This window comes from Leisingera methylohalidivorans DSM 14336 (genome assembly GCF_000511355.1).
Classification (GTDB): domain Bacteria; phylum Pseudomonadota; class Alphaproteobacteria; order Rhodobacterales; family Rhodobacteraceae; genus Leisingera; species Leisingera methylohalidivorans.
The window spans coordinates 3,010,225-3,022,384 of the sequence record NC_023135.1; the positions used below are offsets into that span (position 1 = coordinate 3,010,225).

Below are 12,160 nucleotides of genomic sequence, written 5' to 3' on the forward strand. Positions count from 1 at the left end.
ATCCGCTCCCCTGTGCTGATCAGGCGCGCATGTTGGCGCCACTGGCGTCATAGACCGGCGCACCCAGAACTTCGGCGTCATACATCTCGCCCAGGATCTCGACCTGCAGCCCGGTGCCGGCCGCGGCGTGTTCCGCCGCGACATAGCCCATCGCCATCGACGCCTGCGCGTGATGCGCATAGCCGCCGGAGGAGATATAGCCGACCGCTTTGCCATCCTTCAGGATCGCCTCGTCGCCCGAGACGTCGATGCCGTCCACATTGATGGTCATGGTGACCAGCTTGCGGCCCGGTCCGGCCTCCTTGGCGGCCAGCGCGGCCTCCTTGCCCGCAAAATCCTTCTTCCAGTTGATGAAGACATCCATGCCGCTTTCCACCGCATCGAAATCGGGGCGGAAGTCGAGCGTCCAGACACCCCAGCCTTTCTCCAGCCGCATCGACATCAGCGCGCGCGCGCCGTACCAGCGGTACCCCAGATCCGCGCCCGCCTCTTCGATCGCTTCTGCGAGGCGCAGCAGGTACTGCGGCTTGCAGTAGATCTCATAGCCCAGCTCGCCCGAAAAGCTGATCCGGTTCAGGATCACCGGCACGCCACCGGCAAAGGCCTGGCGCAGATCGCGGAATTTGAACGCCTCGCCCGAGACATCCTCGCGGGTGATCCGCTGCAGCAGCTCCCGCGATTTCGGACCCGACAGCGCAATGCCGTGCCAGTCGTCCGAGACGTTCTGATAGGTGACATCCGCAGGCAGGTCCTTTTCGAACCAGCGGCGGTGCGCCTCCTGCATCGAACCCGAGCCGAACAGCATGAAGTGATCTTCTCCCAGGCAGGCCACGGTCAGATCGCCATAGAGCTTACCCTTGGGCGTCAGCATCGGCGTCAGCGTCAGGCGGCCAGGTTTCGGCACATAACCCGCCAGCACCCGGTCCAGATAGGCCCGCGCGCCTGTGCCCTTGAACTCATGCTTGGCAAAGTTGGCAACCTCGATGCCGCCAACGGCTTCGCGAACGGCCTTGACCTCGCGCGCCACATAATCGTGCGACCGGTTGCGCTCAAAGGTCGGCTCTTCATGCGCGTCCTCCGGACCATCGGCGAACCACAGCGCGTTTTCCAGGCCAAAGCCCTGGCCCATGCGGGCGCCCTTGGCGACCAGCCGGTCGTAAAGCGCCGTGGTCTTCTGCATCCGGCCCTTCGGCAGCGTCTCGTTCGGGAAGGTCATCACAAAGCGGCGCTCGTAGTTCTCGGTCGACTTTACAGTGCCCCAGTCGGGGGTCGCAAAGTCGCCGAACCGCGCCACATCCATCGCCCAGACATCGATCGAGGGCTCGCCGTCGATCATCCATTCCGCCATGGTCAGGCCGACACCGCCGCCCTGGCAGAAGCCGGCCATGACACCCACGGCGCACCAGTAATTCTTCATCCCCGGCACCGGTCCGATCATCGGATTGCCGTCGGGGCCGAATGTGAAGGGGCCGTTGATCATATCCTTGATGCCGGCCTCGCCAATCGCCGGGATCCGCTCGAACGACATCTCCAGACGGTCGGCGATCCGGTCCAGATCCGGTTGCAGCAGCTCATGCCCGAAATCCCACGGCGTGCCATCCACCTTCCAGGGCGTCCCTTTGGGTTCATAGGTGCCCAGCAGCATCCCCTGCCGTTCCTGACGGAAATAGATGTTCGCCTCGTAATCGATCCCGGCCGGCAGGCGGGTCGGATGGTTCGCCACCGCGTCGATCTTGTCGGTGATCAGATAGTGGTGCTCCATCGGCTGCACCGGCAGGTTCACGCCCTGCATGTGGCCGACTTCGCGCGCCCAGAGGCCGCCGCAGTTCACGATATGCTCGGCGTTGATCACACCGCGCGGGGTCACCACATCCCAGCTGCCATCGGGGCGCTGGGTGGTGCCCGTCACAGGCGTGTGGGTGAAATACTGCGCGCCGTGCACCTTGGCCGCTTTGGCAAAGGCATAGGTGGCACCCGACGGGTCCAGATCACCGTCCTGATCATCCCACAGTGCCGCGTGATAATGTTTCGGGTCGATCAGCGGGTGGCGCTCAGCCACTTCCTTGGGGCTGATAAACTCCTGGTTCAGACCCATGTACCGCGCCTTGGACCGCTCCCGTTTCAGGTAGTCGTACCAGGTCTTGTTCGACGCCAGATAAAACCCGCCGGTGATATGCAGGCCAACAGAGTGGCCCGACAGCTCCTCGATCTCCTTATACAGGTCAATGGTATAGGACTGCAGCCGCGAGATGTTCGGATCCGAAGAAATCGTGTGGATCTGCCCCGCCGCGTGCCAGGAAGAGCCGGAGGTCAGCTCGTCCCGCTCCAAGAGCACCACATCCTTCCAGCCGAATTTGGCCAAATGGAACAGGATCGAGCAGCCGACGACACCGCCGCCGATAATCACCGCCTTGGCGTGGCTCGGCAGCTTCTTGTCGCCGGTGCTTTCTTCCTTGTGGATGTTGAGCGTCGATTGGGCAAAATTGTCTGACATGGGTATTGTCCTCAGGTCTGGGGCAAGCGGCAGCTGGGCCGCGAGAGATTTTGGTTGGCGGGCCGGCGCAGCAAGTTAGTACCAGGCGTCCGGGATTTCTTCTTTGCGGCGGGCGACATAGCCGGAGAGCTCTTCCTTCACCGCGTCATCCAACGGCGGCGCCTGATACTCGTTCAGCATCTGGTTCCAGCGCTCATAGGCCCGCTGGCGCATGTTCTTGGAACCGCCCTCCTCCCAGCTTTCAACGTTTTCGCTGTCGCTGAGTTTGGGTTCATAGAACGCGGTCTGATAGTTGCGCATGGTGTGGGCTGAGCCAAGGAAATGGCCGCCTGGCTCCACCTCGGCGTAAGCATCGCGGGCAAAGGCCTCGTCGCTGGTATCCAGCCCATGGCTCAGCACCTTCTGGTACGACCCCAGCCGGTCCGCATCCATAATCAGCTTCTCGAACCCGGTGCACAGCCCGCCTTCCATCCACCCTGCCGAATGCAGCACAAAATTGGCCCCGGCCAGCATGGTGGAATGCATCGAGTCGGCACTCTCATAGGCCGCTTGCGCATCCTCGATCTTCGACGCGGTCAGCGAGCCGCCGCAACGCAGCGGCAGGCCTGCACGCCGGGCCAGCTGGCCGATGGCATAGTTCGACACCACCGGCTCCGGCATGCCAAAGGTCGGCGCGCCGGATTTCAGCGACATCGACGACAGGAAATTCCCCAGCACAAACGGCGCACCCGGACGCACCAGCTGGGTGAAGGCGCAGACCATCATCGCCTCGGCCATGGCCTGGGCAACCGACGCCGCAGTCGAGACCGGCCCCATCGCGCCGGTCAGGATGAACGGCACCACGATCATGCCCTGCCCGCGGGCGGAATAGGTGCGCACCGCTTCGGTCACCACCTTATCCACCAGCAGCGGCGAGTTGGTGTTCACATTGCCCATGATCACGCAGTTGTTGTCCATGACCTCCTTGCCAAAGACGATCTCGGCCATATCGACACTGTCCTGCGCGCGGGACATCTCGGTGATGGCGCCCAGATGCGGTTTGTCGCTGAGGGTCATATGGGCGAACAGCATGTCGAAATGGCGCTTGCTCACCGGCACGTCGCAAGGCTCGCAGATAACAAAGCCGCCGTGATGCAGGTTCGGATGCATATAGGTGAGCTTCACCAGCTTCTCAAAGCTCTCCATGTCGCCATAGCGGCGCCCGCCCTTCAGATCGCGCACAAACGGCGCGCCATAGATCGGGGCGAACACCTGATTGTTGCCGCCGATGGTCACCGACCGTTCGCGGTTGCGGGCCAGCTGGGTAAATTCGCACGGTGCCTTCGCGCACAGGGCGCGGATCCACTGCGCATCCGCCCGCACAATGTCGCCGTCAATGCGCGCACCGGCCTCTCTCCAGATTCTCAACGCCTCGGGGTCATCGCGGAAAGCGATGCCGATGTCCTCAAAAATCCAATCGACCTGGGCCTCCAGCTTGACCAGTTTCTCCTCGTCCAGCACATCAAAGAACGGCAGCCTGCGCTGGATGAACGGCGATGCGGGGGCACCCGCCGGAGCGGTGTTTCTATCGCGGGATGCGCGGGCGCGTCGGGCCATGGGGCTCTCCAAAATCTCAAGTGATGAACCACACTAAGCCTGAGGCCGGCATTTGTGACGGTTGAAAAATCTGATCGTTTGGATAATTGAGGGTTATGCAAGAACTGTGGAAGCTCCTTACCAGCCCCCGCCACCTGATCGTTTTTGAGGCCGCCGCAAGGCACGGCTCCTTTACCCGTGCGTCGGAAGAGCTGAACGTGCAGCAGCCGGCCGTCAGTGCCGCGATCAAGCAGATGGAAGCGTCACTGGGGGTGGTTCTGTTCCGCCGCAGCCACCGCAAAGTGGAGCTGACCGGGGCGGGAATGCGGCTTTATACAGATGTCTCCAAGGCGCTGGAGGATATCCTGTCCTCCACCAAAGCGGTCCGGCAGTTCGGGCGAAACGACCATGTCACGCTCAACTGCTCCTCTGCATTTGCATATTACTGGGTGATGCCAAGACTGACCCAGCTGCATGACGCGCATCCCGATATCGACCTGCGCCTGCAAAGCTCGGACCGGGAGCCGGATATCAATACCGAAGGCATCTCGCTGGCGGTGCGGCGCGGGCATGGAAACTGGCCGGACTGCCATTCCGCCCTGATCGCACCCGAGGTGATCTATCCAGTGGCCAGCCCGCGGGTGATGGCCTCGGCGGTCAACCTGGCAACCGTTCCCAACCTGCTGCACGAGCGCCTCATTCACCTGGAGGAACCGATCCGCGAACGCCCCAGCTGGAAGCAATGGTTTGCCCACTTCGGTGTCACCGGGCGCCTGCCGGCGGCGGGTCTGCGGCTCAATGATTATGCCTTGGTGCTGCAGGCGGCCATTGCCGGCGAGGGCTTTGCCTTCGGCTGGCAGCACGTGACCGCCCCCTTGATCAAACAGGGGCTGCTGGCAGCGCGCAAAGAGTGGACCTGGTCAACCGGCGCCGGTTTCTACCTGGTTTGGTCCAAGAACCAGGACCTGGTCCCCGACGCCGAACTGGTTCGCCAGTGGCTGTTGGAGGTTGCCAAGCCCGGAACCGCCTGACTCACACGATCCCTGAGGTATCCTTGACCCGCTGCATCGAGGTGCGGCGGGTCACATGCAGCCGCCGCACAAACGCTAGGATGAACAGCAGCGTCAGGATCAGCACGATGGTCGGCGCCGGCGCACTGTCGAGGAAGAAGCTGGCATAGGTGCCCGCCAGCATCGAAAACATGCAGATCAGGACAGACACCCACAGCATGGTGCTGAACTTGCGCACCACCAGAAAGGCGATGGCGCCAGGCGCAATCAGCAATCCAATCGCCAGGATCAGCCCCGCTGCGGACAGGGTGGCCACAATCGTCAGCGACAAGGCCGCCAGCAGCCCGTAGTGCAGCACTGTCACCGGCAGGCCGGAGGCTTGCGCCTGAGCGGGGTCAAAACTGTGCAGCACAAGATCTTTCCATTTCAAGACCAGCGCGACAGCGACCCCCAGGGAGATGATGCCCGCGGTCCACAGCTCATTCGGCTCCACGCCCAGCATGTTGCCGAACAGGATGTGGTCCAGATGGGCGTTGGTCTCAACCGAGACATAGAGCACGATACCGAGGCCGAACATGCCGGAGAAGACCACACCCATCACCGTGTCCTGTTTCACCCGGCTGTTGCCGGACAGATAGCCGGTGGCAACCGCACACAGCATGCCTGCAGCAAAGGCGCCCAGGATCAGCGGCAGCCCTGCGATATAGGCCAGCACGATACCGGGCAGCACCGCATGGCTGACCGCATCGCCCATCAGCGCCCAGCCTTTCATCACCAGAAAGCACGAAAGCAGCGCAGTGGGGATGGACACGATCAGCGAGATCAGAAAGGCGTTCTGCATGAACGCGAACTGGAACGGCATCAGTAAAGTATCGAGATCCATCACACAGCTCCCTCTTGTGCGGCGGGACCGCGCTTCAACGCCTCGCGCGCCTTGCGTTTGGCGGCCAGCAACCCGTGTTTCGGAGCAAAGACAAAGACCATCAGAAAGATCAGCGTCTGCAGGGTCACGATGATGCCGCCGGTGGCACCGTCCAGAAAGTAACTGGCGTAGGCGCCAAAGAAGCTGGTGAGGGCACCGATCAGCACCGACACCACGATCAGCCGCGGAAACCGGTCGCAAAGCAGATAGGCGGTCGCACCCGGCGTCACCACCATGGCAATCACCAGAAACGCCCCCACTGTCTGCATCGCCGCCACGACGGCGGCCGACAGCAGCACGAAAAACACCGCCTTCAGCAGTCCGGGCCTGAGCCCGATGGTGCGGGCGTGGTTTTCGTCAAAGAAGGTGACCATCAGGTCTTTCCACTTGGCCAGCAGAACCGCCAGCGAGACAAAGCCGATGATTGCCAGCTGCAGCGTGTCCTCGGGCGTGATCGCCAGGATATTGCCCATCGTGATGGTCTGGACTGAGACCGACATCGGGCTGATCGAGACAATGAACAGCCCAAGGCCGAAGAAGGAGGTGAAGATCAGCCCGATGATCACATCCACCTTCAGGCCGGAGCGTTCCGACAGGAACAGCATCGCCCCCGCCGCCAGCCCGCCGGCAATAAACGCGCCCAGCGCAAACGGCAGGCCCAGAATGTAGGCCCCCGCCACACCGGGCACCACAGAGTGGGACAGTGCATCGCCGATCAGCGACCAGCCCTTGAGCATCAGATAGGCCGACAGGAAGGCGCAGACCCCGCCGACCAGCGCCGAGACCCACATCGCATTGGTCATGTAGCCATAGGAGAACGGCTCCAGCAGGTATTCCATCATTCCTGTTCCCGGCTCTCGCTGGTCTGGGTCTTTTCACCGTATTGAACAAAGGGACGCTCATCGTCGGTCAGGATGGTGACCTCGCGGGTGTCGCCGTCGTCATGCAGCGCTTGGCCGCCCAGGGTGAAATGGCGCAGCACCCCGCCAAAGGCGTGTTCCAGGTTGGCGCGGGTAAAGGTGGTCTCGGTCGGGCCGAACCCCAGCACGGTACCCTTGACCAGCACGGTGCGGTCGCAGAACTCAGGCACGCTGCCCAGATTGTGGGTGGAAACCAGCATTACGCGGCCCTCGGCCCGCAGCTCCCGCAATAGCGCGATGATCTGCTCTTCGGTCTTCACATCCACCCCGGTAAAGGGCTCGTCCAGCAGGATCACCTGCCCGTCTTGGGCCAAAGCACGTGCCAGGAACACCCGTTTGCGCTGGCCACCGGACAGCTCGCCGATCTGGCGGTTGCGGAAGTCCTGCATGTTGACCCGGTGCAGCGCCTGCTCGACGGCCTCGTGATCTGCCGCCTTGGGGCGGCGCAGGAACCCCATGTGGCCGTAACGCCCCATCATCACCACATCCTCGACCAGCACCGGGAAGGCCCAATCGACCTCCTCGGACTGCGGCACATAGGCGACCAGATTCTTGCGCAGCGCCTCTTTGACCGTCATGCCGAGGATGCGGATTTCGCCCTGTGCGGCCGGCACAAACCCCATGATCGCCTTGAACAGAGTCGACTTGCCGGCCCCGTTCACCCCGACCAGCGCCGCAACGGTGCCGCGGGGAATGGAAAAGCTGGCATCCCACAGGGCCGTATGGCCGTTGCGGTAGGTCACCGTGACGTTCTTGGCGGCGATCCCGTCAACTGCGGGCGTGGCGCTGGCGTTCATAATGTGGGTCTCACTGGCATCAAGCATGGGCTGTCCTGCAGAGTTACACACAGAATATGTGCTTTGTGAAATGAAACGCCCCGCAGCACGTGCTGCGGGGCGAAAGCAAATTCATTGAAAGGCTCAGTTAGTGACCTCGGCCAGACCGCGTGCCACGGTTTGGGACGTGACCCTGAGCAGGTCCAGATAGGTGGGCACCGGACCGTCCGCTTCGCTAAGCGAGTCGACATAAAGCTCGCCGCCATAGGCCACGCCGGTTTCACGGGCCACCTGCTCTGCCGGAGCGGTGTTGACGGTGCTCTCGCAGAATACCACCGGGATATCATTGGCGCGCACCCCGTCGATCACGGCGCGCACCTGCTGCGGGGTGCCGACCTGATCGGCATTCATCGGCCACAGATACAGCTCCTTCATGCCGAAATCGCGCGCCAGATAGCTGAAGGCGCCTTCGCAGGTCACCAGCCAGCGCTTGTCCTCCGGGATTTCGGCAATGGCGCGGCGCAGCGGTTCGATCGTGGCGCGCAGCCTGTCTTTGTATTCGCCTGCGTTCTTGACATAGACCGCGGCGTTCTCCGGGTCGTGCTCGGCGAAGGCTTCGACAATGTTGTCGATATAGATGAGCGCGTTATCCAGCCCCATCCAGGCATGCGGGTTGGGCTTGCCTTCATAAGAGCCGGCCCCGATCGGGATCGGATCAATACCATCGGTCAGCGTCACCGACGGCACATCCTTCATGTTGGACAAAAACTGCTCGAACCAAAGCTCAAGGTTCATGCCGTTCCACAGAATCAAGTCCGCGCCGGACGCCCGCACGATGTCACGCGGGGTCGGTTCATAGCCGTGGATCTCGGCGCCGGGCTTGGTGACCGAGACCACCTCGGCGGCATCCCCCGCCACATTGGCCGCCATATCTGCCAGAACGGTAAAGGTTGTGACCACCTTCATCTTGTCTTCAGCCATGGCAGCGCTGGCAGCAACGGCCGCAAAAGCGGCGGCGGAAACTGTCTTGAGCAAGTTCGGGAACATCCGATTCTCCGTTTTGAAGATGTCTGTGATGCATCGTTATTGCAAATCATTCTCAACTGTCAATGAAATTGAGAATGATTTGCAATAACAGTGCCGGCAGAAGACAGAGCTGCGCTGTCATCATTTCCTTTTCAAATGGTTAACAGAGGTTAATGACGTCTTAATGTTGCCCGGATCGCAACCGCCATTTCGCCCCAATCACCAACTAAACCTGAAGTTGCAGCCAGAACGGCGCGGGACTGAACCTGAACCTAATCCTTCGACCTTCTGAGCGAGCACATTCCCCATGACGTCACCTGGAGATCTTTCCAGCTGTTCCAGCGCAATCCAGCTGCTGATCACTGGCACTGCGGTGTCCGGCAGCCCGTTGCGGATTGTTCAGCTGCAATGCAGCGGGTCTCTGCAGCTGCCGCTCTGCGAAGCGCTGGCCAACGGCTTGCAGAAGACATTCCCTGATGCCGCGATTACCGCTGCAGACCGCCAGCAGGCCGGCGCAGACCTGACCCTGCGTTTCGTCGAACAGAGCCAGGCGGCTGATTGGGTCTCCGGCAGCCTGGCCTGGCAGCACAGCGACGGCCGCAGCGGCCAAGGCCCTGTCATCGAACAGTCGGTCATGGATGGGCCGCTGACTGCAGACGATCTCTCGGACTTTGCCGGCCAATTGCTCCAGCACACTGAACTCCCTTTGTAATTCAAAGATCCAGGATGGAACACGGACATGTGTGAATATTGCGGTCAAGCCAATCACAGAATTCCCGAAAGCACCGACAGCAGCGGCTCAGGCTCAGCAGGCCAGTCGGCCGGCAGCAAACCCGCCTATACCGTAGATCAGGTGGCGGAATATCTTTACAAAGGATACTGGCAGTCGACTGGCCGTACAGAACGGTCCTTTGATGTGGAAACCGGCGGTCAGCTCACTGTGAACCTCAGCGGGCTGAATGGAACCGGCAAAGATACCGCACGCAAGGCGCTGGAAAGCTGGACGGCGCTCACCGGGATAGAATTCGCCGAAACCAGCGGCAGCGCCAAGATCACCTTTGACGATAACAGGTCCGGGGCCTATGCCAGCTCCTCGGTCAGCAATGGCACAATTCTGAGCTCCAGCATCAATATCGACGATGCATGGGCCCAGTACGGCAATTACTACCTGCAAACTTACATCCATGAGATCGGCCACGCCCTCGGCCTGGGCCATACCGGCAATTACAACGGCAGCGCCAGCTACGGCTCGGACGCGCATTTTGCCAATGACAGCTGGCAAATGTCGATCATGTCCTATTTCAGTCAAGCCGAAAATACAGCAGTGGACGCCTCATTTGCCTATCTCGCAACCGCTCAGCTTGCTGACATCGCAGCGGTTCACCATCTCTACGGCACGCCGGTGAACATCGAGACGGGCAACACCACTTATGGCGACGGTCAAACCACCGGCCGCTACGGCATGGATCTGGACGGCGGCTTCGGCGTGGCGATTGTCGATACCGGCGGTATCGACATGATCGACCTGGGCTCGCGCAACTACAATCAGACACTGAATCTGAATGAGGAAATCTTTTCCAGCCTGAACGGAAAGACCGGCAATTTCGCCATTGCCCGCGGCACCGTGATCGAAAACGCGGTCACCGGATCGGGTCTCGACCATATCACAGGCAACGCGGCGGACAACCAGCTGGAAAGCGGCGCCGGAAATGACCAGATTGAGGGCGGTAACGGCAACGATACCTTGATCGGCGGCGCCGGCGCAGACTTCCTAACCGGCGGCAGCGGCGCGGACCGGTTCGTATACACCAGCCTCAGCGAAGCCGGCGATTCCATTGCTGATTTTGATCTGGCAGCAGGCGACAGGATCAGCATCGCGCAACTGCTGCAAGCAATTGGCTATGGAGGAGATGATCCAGCAGGCGACGGCGTCGTTACGCTGCAGGCTGGCAGCGGCGGATCATGGCTGAAGATTTCTCACGGTGGCAGCAATACCCTTTTGGTTTTTCTTGCCGGCGTGACCGAGGATGCCAGCCCGGCAGAGATCATCAACACCTCCGCAACCCCGGGGCCGGCACCGGACCCCACACCTGATCCGGACCCGACACCCGACCCGGACCCAACCCCGGAAACCATTGAAAACACCTATGTCTTCGACGACACCTTCGTGACGCAATGGACCCAGCAGCTTGGAACCGTCACTGACACGAATGGCGGCATTGACACGCTGGACCTTAGTGCAGTCACCCGGACCTCGACAGTCAGCCTGGCAAGCGGGGCAGCCGGCAAAATCGACTCAAGGAGCCTGACAATCAGTGACGGCTCCGAGATTGAGAACGCCATTCTCGGCAGCGGGTCAGATAAGGGCTACGGCAACAGCCTTGCAAATCTGATCGAAGGCCGTAACGGCAACGATTTTCTGACGGGGCGCGGCGGCAATGACACGCTGGACGGCGGTGGCGGGAATGACACGCTCCATGGCGGCCGCGGGAGAAACTTCCTGTCCGGTGAAGACGGCGATGACACTGTCACGGCCAATGCCGGCGCAGACCGGATTTATGGCGGCCTCGGCAATGACAATCTGAACGGCGGCGATGGCAAGAACCGGATCGCCGGCGGCGAAGGTGATGACGCCATTACCGGCGGCAGCGGCAATGACAAAATGTCAGGCGGCGATGGCAATGACACGATATACGCCGGTGATGGCACCAATAAGCTGTATGGCGGTAACGGGAACGACCTGATCACCAGCGATTCCGGGGCGGACAATCTGAAAGGCGGCATGGGGGATGACACGCTCTCGGCTGGTGACGGCAACAACAGGGCTAATGGCGGCGAGGGCAATGATATGCTCAGCAGCGGCAGCGGCATGGACCAGATCAATGGCGGCAGAGGGAACGATACGCTGTTGGCCGGTGCCGGGGACGACAAACTGGATGGCGGCAAAGGGGACGACAGCCTCAGCGGCGGCGACGGCAGCGACAAGATCAAAGGCGGTTCGAAAGACGATGAAATATCGGGCGGCGCCGGAATTGACACGCTCGTTGGTGGCTCCGGTCTGGACCGGCTGGAAGGCGGTGCAGGGGCGGACTACCTCAAGGGCGGCAGGGATGCCGATGTGTTTGTCTTTGCCGCGGCCGAGGACGCAGGGGATACCATCGGCGATTTCAAACTGAGCGATGGAGATGCCCTCGACATCGACGGGCTGCTTCTGGACTTGGGCACCAACCTTGCCGACGCCCTGTCCAGCGGCAAGCTGAGCCTCAGCGACAGCCGAGCGGGCTGGCTGGAGTATGACGCCGATGGCGAAGGCGGTGAAGATGCGTTTCAAATCGCCTATCTGATAGAGGTCAAGCCGAGTGATAGCTTGACCGACGACTGGTTCGTCTAAGCACAAAACTTAAGTCAGGCAGCGCCCGGTCTTCCGTCTGGGTTCC

At 61.4% G+C, this 12,160-nt stretch carries 9 protein-coding genes; 3 read left to right on the top strand and 6 right to left on the bottom strand.

Annotation, left to right across the window (positions count from 1 at the left end; translation table 11 throughout):
• Positions 1-19: 19 nt before the first annotated feature.
• Positions 20-2,494, bottom strand: a complete 2,475-nt coding sequence (locus METH_RS14810; RefSeq protein WP_197538802.1) for a GcvT family protein — start codon at positions 2,492-2,494, stop codon at positions 20-22.
• A gap of 75 nt (positions 2,495-2,569) precedes the next feature.
• Positions 2,570-4,090 carry a trimethylamine methyltransferase family protein gene (locus METH_RS14815; RefSeq protein WP_024091289.1) on the bottom strand — a complete coding sequence of 507 codons (1,521 nt, stop codon included), beginning with the start codon at positions 4,088-4,090 and terminating at the stop codon, positions 2,570-2,572.
• A 95-nt stretch (positions 4,091-4,185) separates the two neighbouring features.
• Between METH_RS14815 and METH_RS14820 the strand changes: the two genes are divergently transcribed.
• A complete protein-coding gene (locus METH_RS14820; RefSeq protein ID WP_024091290.1) occupies positions 4,186-5,100 on the top strand; it encodes a LysR substrate-binding domain-containing protein in 915 nt (304 codons plus the stop codon).
• 1 nt (position 5,101) lies between these two features.
• On the opposite strand, the gene METH_RS14825 is transcribed toward METH_RS14820, so the two are convergent.
• The 4 genes from METH_RS14825 to METH_RS14840 form a co-directional block, all read right to left on the bottom strand.
• Positions 5,102-5,962 (bottom strand): metal ABC transporter permease, encoded by an 861-nt coding sequence (locus METH_RS14825; RefSeq protein WP_024091291.1) that lies wholly within the window; start codon positions 5,960-5,962, stop codon positions 5,102-5,104.
• Positions 5,962-6,843, bottom strand: a complete 882-nt coding sequence (locus METH_RS14830) for a metal ABC transporter permease (RefSeq protein WP_024091292.1) — start codon at positions 6,841-6,843, stop codon at positions 5,962-5,964. The genes METH_RS14825 and METH_RS14830 overlap by 1 nt, the downstream gene beginning before the upstream one ends.
• The gene (locus tag METH_RS14835) at positions 6,840-7,745 is read right to left on the bottom strand and encodes a manganese/iron ABC transporter ATP-binding protein (protein WP_024091293.1); all 906 of its coding nucleotides are present in this window, start codon (positions 7,743-7,745) and stop codon (positions 6,840-6,842) included. Before METH_RS14835 ends, METH_RS14830 begins: the two co-directional genes overlap by 4 nt.
• Positions 7,746-7,841: 96 nt before the next feature.
• Positions 7,842-8,744: a metal ABC transporter substrate-binding protein gene (locus METH_RS14840; protein WP_024091294.1), complete on the bottom strand. Its 903-nt coding sequence runs from the start codon at positions 8,742-8,744 to the stop codon at positions 7,842-7,844.
• Positions 8,745-9,030: 286 nt separating this feature from the next.
• Here METH_RS14840 and METH_RS14845 point away from each other — a divergent pair, with 286 nt between their 5' ends.
• Together METH_RS14845 and METH_RS22740 are read left to right on the top strand one after the other, a co-directional pair.
• The gene (locus METH_RS14845; protein WP_024091295.1) at positions 9,031-9,435 is read left to right on the top strand and encodes a hypothetical protein; all 405 of its coding nucleotides are present in this window, start codon (positions 9,031-9,033) and stop codon (positions 9,433-9,435) included.
• Between the two features lie 27 nt (positions 9,436-9,462).
• Positions 9,463-12,114, top strand: coding sequence for a M10 family metallopeptidase (locus tag METH_RS22740; RefSeq protein WP_024091296.1), 2,652 nt, complete (start codon positions 9,463-9,465; stop codon positions 12,112-12,114).
• Positions 12,115-12,160 lie beyond the last annotated feature (46 nt).

Excerpts from the sequence above, each read along its gene's own strand:
- METH_RS14810 (WP_197538802.1), bottom strand. The coding sequence starts at position 2,494 with ATGTCAGACAATTTTGCCCAATCGACGCTCAACATCCACAAGGAAGAA.
- METH_RS14815 (WP_024091289.1), bottom strand. The coding sequence starts at position 4,090 with ATGGCCCGACGCGCCCGCGCATCCCGCGATAGAAACACCGCTCCGGCG.
- METH_RS14820 (WP_024091290.1), top strand. The coding sequence starts at position 4,186 with ATGCAAGAACTGTGGAAGCTCCTTACCAGCCCCCGCCACCTGATCGTT.
- METH_RS14825 (WP_024091291.1), bottom strand. The coding sequence starts at position 5,962 with ATGGATCTCGATACTTTACTGATGCCGTTCCAGTTCGCGTTCATGCAG.
- METH_RS14830 (WP_024091292.1), bottom strand. The coding sequence starts at position 6,843 with ATGATGGAATACCTGCTGGAGCCGTTCTCCTATGGCTACATGACCAAT.
- METH_RS14835 (WP_024091293.1), bottom strand. The coding sequence starts at position 7,745 with ATGCTTGATGCCAGTGAGACCCACATTATGAACGCCAGCGCCACGCCC.
- METH_RS14840 (WP_024091294.1), bottom strand. The coding sequence starts at position 8,744 with ATGTTCCCGAACTTGCTCAAGACAGTTTCCGCCGCCGCTTTTGCGGCC.
- METH_RS14845 (WP_024091295.1), top strand. The coding sequence starts at position 9,031 with ATGACGTCACCTGGAGATCTTTCCAGCTGTTCCAGCGCAATCCAGCTG.
- METH_RS22740 (WP_024091296.1), top strand. The coding sequence starts at position 9,463 with ATGTGTGAATATTGCGGTCAAGCCAATCACAGAATTCCCGAAAGCACC.